Below are 15,599 nucleotides of genomic sequence, written 5' to 3' on the forward strand. Positions count from 1 at the left end.
CTCGTCCGACAACGTCAATTCGGCCTTCGGCCGTCCCGTCCGTACCACAGGGCAAGCTTATACATCTGAACAGAATTCCCGACTCAGAAGACTAGCGCGCGGGGTCGGCGGGGTCGGTCACCAGGCCCGTGAAATCCGCCTCGTTGCGCTCGGCCCGGGCCACGTACCAGCGGGCGATCAGCCACATGACCGGGTACGCCACCAGCCCGAGCGCCACCCACACCACCGTGCCTGCGGCCGCCCGGGGCAGCAGGAACCCCAGCGGGAGCAGCCCGAGCACCAGGACCAGCAGGGCCACCGCGCCCAGTGCCGCGCGCAGCTGGCTGCGCATCAGGGCGCGGACGTAGGTGGCGCCGAGGGTGGTCTGCTCGGAGATCTCGGAACGGGCCGGGGCGTGCGCGGGCGGCCTGCGGCGGACGGCGCGCGGGACTCCGGTGACGACCTCCCGCCGGGGCGGTGGCTGCTGCTGCTCGGCCATGGTGCCGGAGTCTACGCAGCGGGCCCGCTACTTGAGGAGGCGGGAGAGCCTGCGGTCGGCGAGCGGCTCGCCCCCCGTCTGGCAGGTGGGGCAGTACTGGAGCGAGGAGTCCGCGAACGACACCGAACGGACGGTGTCCCCGCAGACCGGGCAGGGCTCCCCGTCCCGGCCGTGCACGCGCAGCCCGCTCTTCTTCTCGGCCTTCAGCTGCCCGGCGCCCAGGCCGCGGGCCCGTTCGACGGCCTCCCGCAGGGTCTCGCGCACCGCCTCGTAGAGGTGGGTGACCTGCTCCTCGTCGAAGGAGGAGGCCAGCTTGAAGGGGGAGACGCGGGCGGCGTGCAGGATCTCGTCGCTGTAGGCGTTGCCGATGCCGGCGATCACGGACTGGTCCCGCAGGACGCCCTTGATCTGGCGCCGCTCACCGGCGAGGAGGGCGGCGAAGGCCTCCCGGTCGAAGCCGTCGGCGAGGGGGTCGGGGCCGAGGCGGGCGATCCCGGGGACCTCCTGGGGGTCGCGGACCACGTACACCGCGAGGCGTTTTTGCGTGCCGGCCTCGGTGAGGTCGAAGCCGGAGCCGTCGTCCAGGGCCAGGCGCAGGGCGAGCGGGCCCTTGCCGGGGCGCGGGGGCTGGGCGGGGAGGGAGTCCTGCCAGCGGAGCCAGCCGGCGCGGGCGAGGTGGGTGACGAGGTGGAGGGTGCCGATGGGGAGGTCGAGGAACTTGCCGTGGCGGGCCACCGGGCCGGTGGGCTGTCCCTCCAGGGCGGTGAGCGGGGGGTCGTAGGTCTTGAGCACGCTGACGGCGAGCGGGAGGACGCGGTCGACCGCCCGTCCGGTGAGGTGGTGGTCGAGGAACTCCCTGAGCGCCTCGACCTCCGGTAGCTCCGGCATCCTCCCAGGGTGCCGCCCCCGGCCGGCCGGCGCGACCCGGGCGCCGGGGGCGGGTCCTGCTGCGGGCGGGGGCCGACTACATCACGAACTCGCACCAGACGCACTTGCCGCTGCCCCTCGGCTCCACCCCCCACACGTCCGCCAGCCGGTCCACCAGCATCAGGCCGCGCCCCGACACCCCCGCCTCGCCCGCCTCCCGCCGCCGCGGAAGGGCGCTGGAGCGGTCCTCCACCTCCACCCGCAGCCGCCGCTGCGGTCCGCTCAGGACGCGGAGGGTCACGATCGCCGGGCCGTCGGTGTGCATCAGGGCGTTGACGATCAGTTCGTCCGCGACCAGTTCGATCTCGTCGGCCCGGCCGCGCGCGCCCCAGGCCCGTACCGCCGTCCCGATCATGTGGCGGGCCGCCACGAGGGCCTCGGGGTCCCCCGGGGCCACGTGCTGCCGGAGCCGGCCGCCGCCAGGGCGTGCCGTGTCGTCGCCCTCGCGGCGCAGCAGCAGGAGGGCCATGTCGTCGTTCCCGCCCCGCTCGTCGGCCACCTCGCACAGCCGGTCGGCGAGCAGCTGGAGGTCTTCCGGGCCCTCGCGGACCAGGCCGGTCAGCAGGCGGACGCCGTCGTCCAGGTCGGCTCCGGGCTGTTCCACCAGCCCGTCGGTGCACAGCAGGAGCGTTTCCCCGTGGTCCAGTTCGACCGTCGTGACCGGGTACTCCAGGCGGCCGAACTCCGCCGACAGCCCCAGCGGCATCCCGCCCTCCACCGGCAGCCGCCGGCACTCCCCGTCCCGGGTGCGCAGCAGCGGGTCGATGTGCCCGGCGCGGACCACCTGGAGCACCCCGGTGGAGAGGTCGGCCTCGGCGTAGGTGCAGGTGGCGAAGCGGTCGGTGTCGAGTTCGTGCAGGAAGACCGAGGCCCTGGCCATCACCGTGCCGGGCGAGTGCCCCTCGGCGGCGTACGCGCGCAGCACGATGCGCAGCTGTCCCATGACGGCCGCCGCGTGCGTGTCGTGGCCCTGGACGTCCCCTATGACGGCCCCGACGCGCCCGCCCGGCAGCGGGATGACGTCGTACCAGTCGCCGCCGATGTCCTGGCCCATCCGGGCGGACCGGTAGCGGACCGCGATCCGGGCGCCGGGGACGTCCGGTATCCGGCGGGGCAGCATGGCCTGCTGGAGGCCTTCGGCGAGGTCGTGCTCCTGCTCCAGGAGCATGGCCCGCTGGAGGCTCTGGGCGATGCTGCTGCCGAGGGCGACCAGCAGGTTGCGTTCCTCCTGGGTGAAGCCCTCCTTGTCCTCGTACAGCAGGCCGAGGGCGCCGATGGGGCGGGCCTGGGCGATCAGCGGCAGGTAGGCGGCGGCCGAGATCCGCATGTACGAGATCTTCGACCAGAGCGCCGGGTAGCCCGCGGCGAACTCCTCGGCGGACTCCAGGAACCGGGGCTGGAGCGAGCGGACGACCTCGCTCATCGGGTAGTCCTCGTCGATGCGCGTGTAGCGCGTGCCGGGGACGAAACTGCCCTCCGGCCCTTCCGCCACCAGGTGGATCCGGCCCGCCTCGACCAGGCCCATCACCATGCCCATCGAGCCGAGCCGCTCCAGCCCGTGGGCGTCGCCGATGACGTCGATGACGTCCTTGACGGTCCGGGCGTGGGCGAGGGCCGCGGTGGTGGATTCGACCACGGAGGTCTGGCGTCGGCGTTCCTCGTCCAGGCCGAGGCGTTCGGCGGAGTGGCTCAGCTCCTCGGTGGCGTCGCGGACGATGCCGATGATGCGGAACGGGCGGCCGTCGGGGTCGCGCATGACGCGGCCCTGGGTGTGGGTCCAGCGGAGCCGTCCGTCCCGGCAGCGGATGCGGAAGTAGGCGCCGTAGCTGTCGGAGCCGCTCTTGAGGGCGCTGGAGACCAGCGCGTCCAGCCGGGCCGCCTCGGCGGCGGGGACGCGCCCGTTGAGCGTCTCCGGCCGCCCGTCGTAGTCGTCGGGCGGCGTGTCGAAGACGTCGAGCGCCGCCGTGTCCAGGTGCATGAGCCCGGTGACCAGGTCCCAGTCGAAACTGCCCATCCGGTTCAGTGACAGGGACCGGTCCGGGTGTGCGGGCCAGTCCTCCGGCAGCGATACGGTGCTCGGCACCGATCCACCATGACACAGCGCAGGGTCAGGCGCTCTCCAGGTAGGGGGGCTGGTCGGCGCCCTGGTCGGAGCCCTGGTGCTGGTCGGGGAAGCCGAAGGGGTCGGCGGGTGCGGACGGGCCGGGGGTCGGTACGTCCTCCGGGTCGGGGGTCAGGCCCGGTTCGACCGGGACGGGGGCGACGGGGGCGGCGGGGGCGTCCGAGAAGGGGTCGGCGGGGGTGGCCGTGCCGCTCGGGACGTCGCCGGGGGGCGGGGTGGTGGGCACCTGCGGAGGGGTCTGCCGGCCGGGGGCGGTGGTGGCGGAGTCGGACGGGCAGGGGGCGGAGGGCGTGGGGCCGGTGGCGGAGGGCGGTCCGGGCACGCCCGCCGCGCCCGGGGCACCGGGTTCGGCCGGGATGGGCAGCTGCTCGTCCAGGGGCCCGGGCTGCGCGGGGGCTCCCGGCGGGCCGGACAGGTCCAGCGGCGGGGCCGTCTCGGCCAGGTGCCGGCCGTCGGCGGACGGGGCGTCGAGCGGCGGGGCGGTTTCCGGGAGGCTCTGCGGGGCGGTCGGCGGGGCGGTCTCGGGCAGGTTCTGCGGGCCGGTCGGGGGGCCGGTCGGCGGGGCGGTCTCGGGCAGGTTCTGCGGGCCCGTCGGGGGGCCGGCGGGGGGCGTTGGCTTGGCGGTCCGGGGCGGGCCGGAGGTGCCGGGCGTGGCGCAGGGGTCGGCGGGGTCGTCCGGCGGGGTCGGGGGGCTGTCGGGGATCCCCTCGGCCGGGTCGTAGGGGGGTGGAACCCTCGGCGCCTTGTCCTGGGCGCCGTCGTCCCCGGCCTTCCGCTCGATCCAGGTGTTGTCGGCGAGGTTGACGATGACCAGCCTCTTGACCGGCTGGATGGTGGGCTCGATGACGATGACCTGGTTGGGGCGGTAGCCGTTCCACTGGTCCCCCTTGAGGACCGGGTTCCCCTTGGCCGAGCGGGGGGCGGCCAGCGGGTTGCCGCAGCCGCAGCGCACCCTGGGCATGCCGTGGTCGTCGACGAGGACGGCCGTACCGGCCTGGAGCACCGCCTGGTAGCCGTCGGCTCGGCCGGCGCGGAAGCCGTGGTTGGTGATCCGGGTGTCGGCGCGCAGCACCACGGGGGTGAGGCCCCGCAGGAACTCGGGGATCTTCTCCTGTTCGATCCCGGTGGCCTGGGCGAAGGCCCGGGCCTTGGCGTCGTCGGCGGTGAGGTAGGCCGCCTGGCGTTCGACGTCGCAGCTGCCGAGCCGGTTGGTTCCGCCGTACAGGCCGGGGGTGGCGGCGCCGACCGTGCGGATGCCCTGGCCGGACTTGTTCGGCACGGGGGGCTGTGCGGGGGCCGACTCGGCCGTTGAGGTGGAGGCGGTGAAGGGGTCGGGGCCGGCGGCGCCCACCGGCTGGAGGGTGAGCTCCTGGCTCTCGCCCACGGCGCCCTTGGTCTGCTCCGGCTCCTGTGCGCCGCATCCGGCGGCGATCAGGCCGAGGAGCGCCAAGACGGCCGCGCCGGCCGGTACATGACGGCGCGGCGCCTGACGGGGTGTCGGTGCGGGCACATCGTTCACGTCGTTCACGCTGGCTCTCCCTGTTCGCCCCGGTTGCTCCCCTCTTGTCTGCCGTATCCGCCCCGGGGCCGCAACCGGAGTTCCGGCAGATGCGCACCGAGCACGCATTGAACACGTTCAAGAAAAGCCCTACAGTGGCGACGTTGCGGTTGAACGCGTTCAAGGGGGTGGGTCGTGACCGTACTCGTGAACCTGGTCGTCGCGCTGGGGATGCTCTACGCAGTCCCCGCCGGCCTGCGCCTGATCGACCCGGCCGGGCTGGGCACGGCGGCCCGGCTGTGGCCCTGGGCGGCGGTCCCCGGGGCGCTCTCGCCGTGGCTGCCGCGCGGCGCCGCGGCCACCGTACTCGCCGCCGTGTACGCGGCCGCCGCCCTGGCCCTGCTCGGCGCGGCGGGGGCCAGGCTGCGCCGCCGTCCCGGCCGGTCCGGCGGCCGCCGCCCCGACCCCTCCGAGGTGGCGGTGCTGACCGCCCTGGTCTCGCCCTCGGTCGCCGGGACCGCCCTGGTCGCCGAGCGGGCCGGCTACCGGCTCTTCGGCTTCGACCTGGACGTCCTGGCCCTGACCGTCCCGCACTTCCACTTCGCCGGGTTCACGGCCGCCCTCGTCGCCGGCCTGGTGTGCCGTTCGGCGGCCACCGGGCACCGGGCGCGCTGGGCGGCGTACAGCGTGCCGGCGGGGACCCTGCTCGTGCTCGCCGGGTACTTCGTGGACGACTGGGCCGAGCTGCTGGGCGCGGTCGTGCTGACCGGGGGCATGTGGACGGTGGCGCTGGTGACCTGGCGCGAGCTGCGGCCCGCTGCCCGCGACCGGGCGACGGGTGCGCTGCTGGCGGCGTCGGCGGTGGTCCTGGTGGCCACCATGCTGCTCGCCCTGTGGTGGGCGGCCGGGGAGGCCACCGGGATCACCCACCCGACCCTGACCTGGATGGCCGCCACCCACGGCCTCGGCAACGCGCTCGGCTTCGCCCTGTGCTCCCTGCTGGCGTGGCGGCGGCTGGCGGCCGGCCGGGCCCCCGGCAACCACCCGACACCCGTGCCCGCCTGACCCCGCCCGACCCGGCCACCCCTGGCTGACCCCGGCCGACCCCGCCCGACCACGACCCCGGCCCCACCCGCCCGAACGGAGATCCCCGTGACCCGCCTCAGCAGCACCGGCCGCAGCGTCCTCAGCTACCCCGACCGGGGCGCCACCCGCTTCCGGCCGCTCCCCGAGGGCTACCACCACCTGCACCACCGCGCCCGCATCGGGTACGGCCGGGCGGCCTTCGAGGCGGCCGGCGCGGCCGTCTCCTCCTTCCGGATGCACCGGGCGACCGGGGCGAGCGTCCGGGCCGACGGCCCGGCCGTCCCGGGGACCCGGGTGGAGATCGGCCTGGGCGTCGGCCGGCTGCGGATCACCGTGCCCTGCGAGGTGGTCTGGACCCCGGACTCCCCCGGCCGCCTGGCCGGCTTCGCCTACGGGACCCTCGCCGGGCACCCCGAGAGCGGGGAGGAGTCCTTCCTCGTGGAACTGGCCGCCGACGGCAACGTGTGGTTCGAGGTGACCGCCTTCAGCCGCCCCGCCGTCTGGTACACGCGCCTGGCGGGACCGCTCGTCCCCGTCCTCCAGCGGTCGTACGCCCGCCTCCTCGGCCGCCGCCTGCGCGCCCTGGCCGCCGCCGCCTGATACTGGAGGCGATGGACTGGTTCACCGCGCCCGGGTACTGGCTGGGCCGGCTGGTCTTCCAGCGGGCCCTGGCCGGGGTCTACCTCTTCGCCTTCACCGGGGCCGCCCTGCAGTTCCGTGCCCTGATCGGCGCGCACGGCATGCTGCCCGTCCCGCGCTACCTGCGGTACGTGCCCTTCCGGCACGCCCCGAGCCTGTTCCGACTGCGCTACTCCGACGGGCTCTTCGCCGCCTGCGCGTGGACCGGCGCCGCACTGTCGGCCGCCCTCGCCGCGGGCGCCGGGGACCTGGTGCCGCTGGGGGCGGCGATGGGGATGTGGGCGGTGCTGTGGGTGCTCTACCTGTCGATCGTCAACGTGGGCCAGACCTGGTACTCGTTCGGCTGGGAGTCGCTGCTGCTGGAGGTGGGCTTCCTCGCGGTGTTCCTGGGGAACGCCCGGGCGGGGCCGCCGGTGCTGGTGCTGTGGCTGCTGCGCTGGGTGCTGTTCCGGGTGGAGTTCGGCGCCGGGCTGATCAAGATGCGCGGGGACGCCTGCTGGCGGCAGCTGACCTGCCTCTACCACCACCACGAGACCCAGCCGATGCCGGGGCCGCTGAGCTGGTTCTTCCACCATCTGCCCAAGCCGCTGCACCGGGTGGAGTGCGCCGCCAACCACGTGACACAACTGGCCCTGCCGGTGCTGCTGTTCACCCCGCAGCCGGTGGCCTCGTACGCGGCCTGGATCATGATCGCCACCCAGCTGTGGCTGGTGCTCTCGGGGAACTTCGCCTGGCTGAACTGGCTGACGATCACGCTGGCCCTGTCGGCCGTCGACTTCAGCGGGCTCGCCGGTCCGCCGCCCCCGGCGGCCTCGCGCGGGGCGCCGCTCTGGTACGTGGTCCCGGTGTGCGCGGTGACCGTGCTGGTGCTGGTACTGAGCCGGCACCCGGTGCTCAACATGGTCTCCCGGCGCCAGGTGATGAACCGCTCCTTCGACTCCCTGCACCTGGTCAACACCTACGGTGCCTTCGGCACGGTCGGCCGGATCCGCGACGAGGTGGTGGTCGAGGGCACCTCGGACCGCACCCCCCGGGAGGACGGCGACTGGCGGGAGTACGGCTTCAAGGGCAAGCCCGGTGAACTGCGCCGGATCCCGCGCCAGTTCGCCCCGTACCATCTGCGGCTCGACTGGCTGATGTGGTTCGCGGCCCTCTCCCCCGGCTACGCGCGGGACTGGTTCGGGCCGTTCGTGGAGCGCCTGCTGGCGGGCGACCGGGACACGCTGCGGCTGCTGCGCCACAACCCCTTCCCGGACGCCCCGCCGCGTTTCGTGCGGGCCAGGCTGTACCGCTACCGGTTCACCACCTGGCGGGAGCTGCGCGAGACGGGCGCGTGGTGGCACCGCAGGCTGCTGCGGGAGTACCTGCCGCCGACCCGGCTCGCGCAGGCCTCATCCGCCGAGCCCGAGTAGTGCCGCCTCCCGCTCGGGGTCGAGGCCCTTGGCGGGCCGGTCCGGGCGCTGCGGCGGCACGCCGCCGATCGACCGGAGCCAGCTCCACGTGTCGGCCACGGTCTCTTCGACCGGGCGGCACTTCAGGCCGGCGGAGAGGGCCTTGCCGACGTCGGCGCGGAACATGTGGTCGTGCAGCTCACCCGGGGGCAGCCAGCAGGGCAGCTCGATCCAGGGCTCGACGCCCGCCTCCACGATGCGCTCCGGGTCCGTCCAGCGGAGCTCGGCCGCGCCTCCGGTGACGGCGGCGCAGGCTTCGAGGAACGAGCCCGTGGTGGCGTGTCCGGAGGGGGAGGACACGTCGTAGGGGCCGCCGAGGCCGGCCTGGGCGGCGTCCAGGGTCCAGTGCGCGAGGTCGCGGACGTCGATGTACTGCATCGGCAGGTCGCGGGGGCCGGGGGCGAGGGTGGGGCCGCCGCGCGCGGTCCGGCCCAGCCACCAGGGCAGCCGGCCGACGTTCTCGTACGGGCCGAGGATCAGCCCGGCGCGGACCAGCAGGGCCCGGTCGCCGAAGGCGTCCTGAGCGGCGAGTTCGCCGCCGCGCTTGTCCTCGGGGTAGGCGGTCGCGCCGGCGTCGGGCGAGCCCTCGACCAGGACACCGTCCTCCGTCCGGCCGGGCGGGGCCGGGTAGGCGTACACGGAGCAGGTGGAGACGTAGGTGTAGTGTCCGGCGCGGCCGGCCAGCAGACGGGCGGTGTCGCGTACGGCGGTGGGGGCCCCGCTCCAGGTGTCGACGACGAGGTCCCAGTGGCCGTCGGCGAGGGAGTCCAGGCCCCCGGGTGCGGTGCGGTCGCCGTGTAGGGCGCGGACGCCGGGCGGCGGGGCGTGGTGGCCCCGGTGGAAGGCGGTGACCTCCCAGCCCCGGTCCAGGGCGTCCTCGGTGATCGCGCGGCCGACGAACTCGGTTCCGCCCAGCATCAGCAGCTTCTTCATGCCGGTCAGCCTGCCCGGATGGGCGGGGCGGGTAAAGCCGTGATCGCTGTCGGCGATGACGCCGAGAGCTGATCGGGAACGGGAACCTCCGGCCGGGTCCGGCCGGTCGTGCCGCGCCCCCGTCACCATGGGGTGCGGGGGCGTGGGGCGCGCCGTGGGCCGGTGGCTCTGGCGGGGTCCGGCCCGGGCGCGGCCTAGTCGATGCCGGGCAGGATGTGCGGCTCGGCGAGGTCGTCCTCGTAGCCGGCCAGCCGGATGGGGGCGGATCGGGCCCAGACCTCGAGGCTGCCGAGTTCGTCGGAGCGGGTGGTCACCCGTCCGGTCAGCTCCATGGTCGGGTTGGGCTTCGTCGTCTCAGTCACCGCGCACTCCCTTGGGTCGCGTAACCCGGCAGGCTCGACCGCATGCCGGATAGGGAAATTAAAAGGTCTGCCGGACGCGGTGGCGCCTTGGTGGAGCGGATCCCGGGTGGGGATCCTTGCGCCTCAGGGTACACATATGAGCGGGGTGCCGCTCGATGGAACGGTAAAATCCACGCTGGACCGCTTGTTTTCGCCGCGAGTTCAGGAAGTCGTCCTCCGGCGTGTCCACCAGGGCTGATCTGCTCGGCGAGGGCGGCGGCGTGCGAGCGCGGACGACGGAGGGAAGCGGCGATGGCCAGGTCAGGGGTGCCCTCGATCGGCAGTGTCGACGAGCTGATGGAGCTGCTGCGCGCCCGTCAGGGCGGCCCGGACGCGCCCGGAACGGACCTGGGGCTGCGGACCGCCGCCCTGCTGCGCCGCTCGCACCCGTACGACAAGGAACTCCAGGTGGCCGGCCTGGTCCACGGCCTGGCCCACGGCCCGGCCGAGCTCGCCGGCACGGAGGCGGCCGAGGCGGTCCGCGGGCTGCTGGGCGACCGGGTGGCCCGGCTGCTGCGGGGGCCCGCGGCCGGCGGCGAGGACGCCGAGGCCCTGCACCGGGCCGCGGAGGCCGGGCGGGCGGCCGGGCTGGACGCCGGGGTCGTCGAGGACTGGCGCCCGGTCCTCGAACTCGTCGCGGCCGGGGCCTACCAACTCTGAGCCGGGGATTGACCCGAACGGATGACGGACCCGGCCCCCCGTCCCGCGCCGGGGACGGGGGGCCGGGTCCGTGGGTCGGACGGGCCGCAGGGCCGGGACGGCTACCAGTTGGCGGGCGAGTAGTCCTTGAGGAAGACGCCGTACAGGTCCTCGCCGGCCTCGCCGCGGACGACCGGGTCGTAGACCCGGGCCGCGCCGTCGACCAGGTCGAGGGGGGCGTGGAAGCCCTCCTCGGCCAGGCGCAGCTTGTCGAAGTGCGGGCGCTCGTCGGTGATCCAGCCGGTGTCGACCGAGGTCATCAGGATGCGGTCGCTCTCGAACATCTCGTGGCCGCTGGTCCGCGTCACCATGTTCATCGCGGCCTTGGCGGCGTTGGTGTTCGGGTGCCCCGCGCCCTTGTAGCCGCGACTGAACACGCCCTCCATCGCGGAGACGTTGACCACGTACGCGCGGCCGCTGGAGGCCTTGCGGGCGGCCTCGGCCATCGACGCGCGCAGCGCGCTGATCAGGATGAAGGGGGAGGTGTAGTTGCAGAGCTGGGTCTCGAGCAGCTCCACCGGGGAGATCTGGTCGATGGTCTGCACCCAGGTGTTGCTCTCCACGACGTCGGGCAGCAGGCCGCCCGCGTCGATGGCGGTGCCGGCGAGGTGGCGCTCCAGGCTGGCGTTGCCCGCGACGAGGGCGAGGTCGGCGACCTTCTGCGCCTCCAGCCCGCTCACCCCGACGGGCAGCGCCGCCAGGCCGTCGACCGCGCCCGAGTTGAAGGCGCCGATGACGTGGTGGGCGGGGAGCTCGCCGGCCGGCAGCGGGGCGCTCTCGCCCTCGACCAGCGCGGCGTAGGCGGTGGGCAGACGGCGCACGGTCTGCGTCGCGTTGTTGATCAGGATGTCGAGCGGGCCGGCCTCGGCGACCTGCTCCGCCAGGGCGACGGCCTGGGCGGGGTCGCGCAGGTCGATGCCGACGACCTCCAGGCGGTGCATCCAGTCCGCCGAGTCCTCCATCGCCTTGAAGCGGCGGATGGCGTCCTTCGGGAAGCGGGTGGTGATCGTCGTGTGGGCGCCGTCGCGCAGCAGCCGCAACGCGATGTACATGCCGATCTTGGCCCGGCCGCCGGTGAGCAGCGAGCGCTTGCCGGTGAGGTCGGCGCGGGCCTCGCGCTTGGACCGGTTCTGGGCGGCGCAGTCGGGGCAGAGCTGGTGGTAGAAGTAGTCGACCTCGACGTAGCGGGTCTTGCAGACGTAGCAGGAGCGCGGGCGCTGGAGTATTCCGGCGATCCGGCCGGCCTCGGTGACCGAGGTGGGCAGGATCCCCTCGGTCTCGTCGTCGATGCGCTCGGCGGAGCCCGTGGCGGTGGCCTCGGTGACGGCCTTGTCGTTGGCGGTCTTGGCGGCGCGGCGCTCCTGGCGGCGGCGCTGCTTGACCGTCCGGTAGATGCCGGCGGTGGCGCGTCGTACCGTGATGGCGTCGGGGTGGTCGACGTCGATCGTGTCGAGCTCGTCGAGCACGCTGAGGCAGACGGCGAGGCGCTCGGGGTCGATGCCCGGCCCGTATGCCTGGTCGTCTTCGGTGTGGGTGTCGGTATCGGTCACCGTCATGGCCGCTGCCGTTCCTTGCTCGCTCGTCCGCGTCCGCCTGCTGCGGAAGTCCCCAAAACGGAAACTGTACGGATCCGACACGCCCGGGACCAAACCCGTCCGCGGCACCCTCACCGACCGCGAGCGGGCTGTCACGGTATGGAAGGGATCAGGTCCTTCGTCCCCGCGGGCGCGGCTTGCGCGTACTCCCTCTGGTGTATGCCAGGAGGATGACTCGGACTCCGGTCAAGCGGCCCGTGGACGGATGAACCGGGGCCGCGGTTGCGGCATGGTGGGTCCCATGAGTGCCCTGGGCCTGTCGGTTCTGCTCTGCCTGGTGTCGGCCGTCGCGTACGCGGGCGGCGCGATCCTCCAGGAACACGTCGCGGCGAGCGCCGCGCGGCGCGGCGCGCCGGCCGCGCTGCGCCGCCCGGGCTGGTGGGCGGCGGTCGCCCTGAACTGCCTGGGCGCCCTGCTGCACGTGGTGGCGCTGGCGTACGGGCCGCTGAGCCTGGTCCAGCCGCTCGGTGCGCTGACCATCGTCTTCGCGCTGCCGATGGCGGCCGCGCTGGTGGGGCGGCGGGCGGGTGCGGCGGCCTGGCGCGGGGCGGTGCTCGCGACGGTGGGCCTTGCCGCGCTGCTCGCCCTGACGGGCGGGGAGGGCCGGGGGCCCCAGGCGCTGGCCGGCGGAGAGCGGGGCCTGCTGCTGGCGGTGACGGCCGTGGTGGTGTCCGTGCTGGTGCCGGCCTCGCGACGGATGCGGCGGGCGGTGCTGCGGAGCGTGCTGCTGGCGGCGGCGGCCGGGACGGCGTTCGGGATGGCCTCGGTGTTCACGAAGTCGGTGGCGGAGAGCTTCGGCCCCGGCGGGCTGTGGGGTACGTGGCCGGACCTGGCGGCGATCGCGGTGCTGGCGGCGTTCGGGCTGCTGCTGTCGCAGGCCGCCTACCGGGGTGCGGGGCTGACGGCGCCGCTGGCCACGGTGACGGTGGTGAACCCGGTGGTGGCGGCGGCCGTGGGGGTCACCCTGTTCGCGGAGGGATTCCGGTACGGGACCACCGGGGCGGTGGCCGCGCTGGCGAGCGGCGTGCTGGCGGCGGCCGGCCTGGTCCTGCTCACGGCCGTGCCGCCGCACGTGCGGGGTGCGGACCCCGGCTTCGTCTCAGATGCCGACGCCCTTGCCGCGGAGGTACTTCAGCGGGTCGATGTCGGAGCCGTAGGCGGGGCTGGTGCGCATCTCGAAGTGCAGGTGGGGTCCGGTGGTGTTGCCGGTCGAACCGGAGCGGCCGATGCGCTGGCCGCCGGAGACCTGCTGGCCGGCCTTGACGCCGAGCGCGGAGAGGTGGGCGTACTGGGAGTAGCGGCCGTCGGCGTGCTTGATGACGACCTGGTAGCCGTAGGCACCGGCCCAGCCGGCCGACTCGACGGTGCCGGGGCCGACGGCCTTGATGGTGGTGCCGGTCGGCACGGGGAAGTCGACGCCCGTGTGGTAGCCGCTCGACCAGGAGGAGCCCGCGACGTGGTAGGCGGTGCCGAGGCCGGCGTCGACGGGGGCGGTGAACCCTCCCGAGGCGGGCTTCTGCTCCGTTGAGGCGGGCTTCTCGGCGGGCTTGGCGGGGGTGGCGGGCTTGGCCGGCGGCTGCGCGGGCTTGGCGGCCTGCTCGGGCTTGGGCTTGGGCTTGCTCTCGGGCTTGGTCTCGGGCTTGTCGTCCTGCTGCTGCTTGTTCGGCTCGACGGGCTTGACCGGCTCGGCGGTGCGCGGCGGCTTCTCGGGGTTCTGCGCGGGGGGCGCGGCGGTGACCCGGAGGGTGAGCCGCTGGCCCGGGAAGATCAGGTTCGGGTTGCCGCCGACGGTCTGCCGGTTGGTCTCGTAGAGGGCCTGCCAGCCGCCCTCGACGTGCTGGCGGCCGGCGATGCTCGACAGGGAGTCCCCGGGGGCGACCACGTACGGATTCGGCAGGACGGTGGTGCCGGTCGGGCTGGGCATGCTGACCGGGGTGCCGGTGGTGGCCTTGGTCGGCTGGATCCGGTCCATGGGCGCCTGCGTCCGCGGCGTGGCGGAGGGCTTGGCCGGGGAGTTCCCGGAAGCCTTGGCCGGAGGCTGTGCGGAGGGCTTCGCGGAGGGTGTGGCGGTGGCGACGGCCGGTGCGGCGGCGCTGCGGCTGAGCCCGGCCTGGGGGCCGCAGGCGGGCCACGCCGTGGGCCCCTGCCCCCTGAGCACCTTCTCCGCGACGGCGATCTGCTGGGCCTTGGTGGCCAGGTCGGCGCGCGGGGCGTAGGCGGTGCCGCCGAATTCGCGCCAGGTGCTCTGGCTGAACTGGAGCCCGCCGTAGTAGCCGTTGCCGGTGTTGGTCTGCCAGTTGTTCGTCGACTCGCAGGCGGCGACCTTGTTCCAGGTGTCGACGGCGGCCGCCTGGGCGTCCCCGGCGCCGATGAGGGGGAGGGCGATACCGGCGCCACCTGCGGTGACGACGAGCGAGGCCCGGTTGATGCTGCTCGGCTGATACCGGCGGTGCCGGCCCCGTACGCCCATGGGAGCCCCCCTGGAAGACATCAGGAACCGCACAACCTAACGGCGCCCCGATGTCCCCACAAGGGCTACAACCAGCCGTTCAGACCCGGCAGTTGACCCGCCTCAGCTGAGCGGGCCCGGCTGCGGGATCGGCGCGGGTCCCGGCGGCGGGGGTACGGGATCGGGCTCGGGGACCGGCCCCGGTACGGGCGGCACCGGCCGCGGCACCGGCGCGGGGTCGGGCAGCGGCGGCGCCGGCGGGGGGACGGGGTCCGGCTCGGGGACCGGGGGCTGCGTCTGCTCTGCGTTTCGCACCATAGACCCCACCTTCCCCCGATCTCAGTCCGTACGCCCCCCGAACAGGGCGGCCGCCAGCCCGGGGGCCGGGCTGGACAGCACGGGCACCCGCGTCCGCACGAGGCGGGCGGCGCCGGCCATGGAGGCCTGCGCCAGGACGATGACGTCGGCGTCCCCGACGACGTCCGCCGCCCGCGCGACCAGCTCCAGGTACCCGTCGGCGTCCCCGGCCTCGAAGCGCGCCCAGGCCCCGTCCACGACCTGGCTCCGCACCTCCAGGGGACGTCCGCCGGCCTCCTCGGCCAGCAGCTCCCCCGTCGGCGCGAGGGTGGACTCCAGCGCGGCCAGCACGAGGACCCGCGGCCCCCGGCGCACGGCCTCGGCGGCCATGGGCCGGTCCACCCGCAGCACGGGCACGCCGAGCCGGGGCCCCAGCGACTCGGCGACCGCGCCCACCGTCGAACAGGTGACGAGCACGGGCGAGCGGACCCCCTCCAGCACCTCGCGCACCTGCCCCGCCACGGCCCCGGGCCCGACCTCCCGGGCCCGGTCGAGCAGCTGCGGCTCCACGAGGTGGCGCAGCGCCGCCCCGGGGTGCCGCTCGTCGCGCAGCGCGTCGAAGACGGGCACGTGCACGGGCGACGTGTGCAGCAGGGTCAGCGCCTCCCCCGTCACCAGAGGTCGGAGTCCCGGTCCAGCTGCGCGATGGCCGCGTCCACGACCCCGGCCGGCGCCGCGGGCGCCCGCTCGGGGTGCTTGGCGGCCCATCGCGCGGCGTAGGGGCAGAGCGGCACGACGGCCACCCCCTCCTCCGCGGCGATCGCGTAGAAGCGGCCCACCAGGTCCCCGGCGATCCCCCGCCCCTCGTGCCCCGGCTCGACGACCGTGTGCACGGCCACCAGCGCGTGCGGCTCCGCCTCCAGTACGAAGTAGGCGATGAAGCCCACCACCGCGTCGTCCTCGACGGCCAGCAGCCGCCCCGCCTTGCGCTCGTCCAGCAACGCGATCGCCATGGTCCCCGACT

14 protein-coding genes and 1 pseudogene are annotated in these 15,599 nt (G+C 74.8%); 5 read left to right on the forward strand and 10 right to left on the reverse strand.

Going from position 1 to position 15,599, the window contains the following annotated elements:
- Nucleotides 1–91: 91 nt before the first annotated feature.
- From ACFY0O_RS37060 to ACFY0O_RS37075, 4 genes are all read right to left on the reverse strand, one after another.
- Nucleotides 92–478: a hypothetical protein gene (locus ACFY0O_RS37060; RefSeq protein ID WP_358892589.1), complete on the reverse strand. Its 387-nt coding sequence runs from the start codon at nucleotides 476–478 to the stop codon at nucleotides 92–94.
- A gap of 27 nt (nucleotides 479–505) precedes the next feature.
- A complete protein-coding gene (locus tag ACFY0O_RS37065; RefSeq protein WP_388955348.1) occupies nucleotides 506–1,366 on the reverse strand; it encodes an Fpg/Nei family DNA glycosylase in 861 nt (286 codons plus the stop codon).
- A gap of 76 nt (nucleotides 1,367–1,442) precedes the next feature.
- A complete protein-coding gene (locus tag ACFY0O_RS37070) occupies nucleotides 1,443–3,506 on the reverse strand; it encodes a SpoIIE family protein phosphatase (protein WP_388955403.1) in 2,064 nt (687 codons plus the stop codon).
- A gap of 7 nt (nucleotides 3,507–3,513) precedes the next feature.
- Complete coding sequence (locus tag ACFY0O_RS37075; protein ID WP_388955351.1) at nucleotides 3,514–5,055, reverse strand: DUF6777 domain-containing protein; 1,542 nt, start codon at nucleotides 5,053–5,055, stop codon at nucleotides 3,514–3,516.
- A 165-nt stretch (nucleotides 5,056–5,220) separates the two neighbouring features.
- Here ACFY0O_RS37075 and ACFY0O_RS37080 point away from each other — a divergent pair, with 165 nt between their 5' ends.
- The 3 genes from ACFY0O_RS37080 to ACFY0O_RS37090 all read left to right on the forward strand — a co-directional run bounded on the left by ACFY0O_RS37080 (nucleotide 5,221) and on the right by ACFY0O_RS37090 (nucleotide 8,162).
- Nucleotides 5,221–6,090: a YndJ family protein gene (locus ACFY0O_RS37080; protein ID WP_388955354.1), complete on the forward strand. Its 870-nt coding sequence runs from the start codon at nucleotides 5,221–5,223 to the stop codon at nucleotides 6,088–6,090.
- Between the two features lie 87 nt (nucleotides 6,091–6,177).
- Nucleotides 6,178–6,711, forward strand: a complete 534-nt coding sequence (locus ACFY0O_RS37085; RefSeq protein ID WP_388955355.1) for a DUF1990 family protein — start codon at nucleotides 6,178–6,180, stop codon at nucleotides 6,709–6,711.
- Nucleotides 6,712–6,722: 11 nt separating this feature from the next.
- Nucleotides 6,723–8,162: a lipase maturation factor family protein gene (locus tag ACFY0O_RS37090; protein ID WP_388955358.1), complete on the forward strand. Its 1,440-nt coding sequence runs from the start codon at nucleotides 6,723–6,725 to the stop codon at nucleotides 8,160–8,162.
- Here ACFY0O_RS37090 and ACFY0O_RS37095 read toward each other — a convergent pair.
- Nucleotides 8,142–9,134: an NAD-dependent epimerase/dehydratase family protein gene (locus tag ACFY0O_RS37095; RefSeq protein WP_388955361.1), complete on the reverse strand. Its 993-nt coding sequence runs from the start codon at nucleotides 9,132–9,134 to the stop codon at nucleotides 8,142–8,144. The two genes, ACFY0O_RS37090 and ACFY0O_RS37095, sit on opposite strands and share 21 nt — an antisense overlap.
- A gap of 194 nt (nucleotides 9,135–9,328) precedes the next feature.
- Entirely contained in the window at nucleotides 9,329–9,496 is a 168-nt protein-coding gene (locus tag ACFY0O_RS37100) for a hypothetical protein (protein ID WP_388955412.1), read from the reverse strand.
- 291 nt (nucleotides 9,497–9,787) lie between these two features.
- Here ACFY0O_RS37100 and ACFY0O_RS37105 point away from each other — a divergent pair, with 291 nt between their 5' ends.
- Nucleotides 9,788–10,195, forward strand: coding sequence for a hypothetical protein (locus ACFY0O_RS37105; protein WP_388955363.1), 408 nt, complete (start codon nucleotides 9,788–9,790; stop codon nucleotides 10,193–10,195).
- A 101-nt stretch (nucleotides 10,196–10,296) separates the two neighbouring features.
- Here the strand turns inward: ACFY0O_RS37105 and ACFY0O_RS37110 are convergent, their stop codons facing one another.
- Nucleotides 10,297–11,790, reverse strand: a complete 1,494-nt coding sequence (locus tag ACFY0O_RS37110; RefSeq protein ID WP_388955365.1) for an SDR family NAD(P)-dependent oxidoreductase — start codon at nucleotides 11,788–11,790, stop codon at nucleotides 10,297–10,299.
- Between the two features lie 280 nt (nucleotides 11,791–12,070).
- Here ACFY0O_RS37110 and ACFY0O_RS37115 point away from each other — a divergent pair.
- A pseudogene (locus tag ACFY0O_RS37115) lies at nucleotides 12,071–12,808 on the forward strand (DMT family transporter); the annotation flags it as partial.
- A gap of 120 nt (nucleotides 12,809–12,928) precedes the next feature.
- Here ACFY0O_RS37115 and ACFY0O_RS37120 read toward each other — a convergent pair.
- From ACFY0O_RS37120 to ACFY0O_RS37130, 3 genes are all read right to left on the reverse strand, one after another.
- On the reverse strand, nucleotides 12,929–14,299 hold the full coding sequence (locus ACFY0O_RS37120; protein WP_388955367.1) for a transglycosylase family protein: 1,371 nt from the start codon (nucleotides 14,297–14,299) through the stop codon (nucleotides 12,929–12,931).
- 318 nt (nucleotides 14,300–14,617) lie between these two features.
- A complete protein-coding gene (locus ACFY0O_RS37125; RefSeq protein WP_388955370.1) occupies nucleotides 14,618–15,250 on the reverse strand; it encodes an aspartate/glutamate racemase family protein in 633 nt (210 codons plus the stop codon).
- Entirely contained in the window at nucleotides 15,247–15,588 is a 342-nt protein-coding gene (locus ACFY0O_RS37130; protein ID WP_388955372.1) for a GNAT family N-acetyltransferase, read from the reverse strand. The genes ACFY0O_RS37125 and ACFY0O_RS37130 overlap by 4 nt, the downstream gene beginning before the upstream one ends.
- Between the last annotated feature and the right edge of the window lie 11 nt (nucleotides 15,589–15,599).

The sequence above is a fragment of the Streptomyces sp. NPDC001594 genome, assembly GCF_042893675.1.
Taxonomy (GTDB): domain Bacteria; phylum Actinomycetota; class Actinomycetes; order Streptomycetales; family Streptomycetaceae; genus Streptomyces.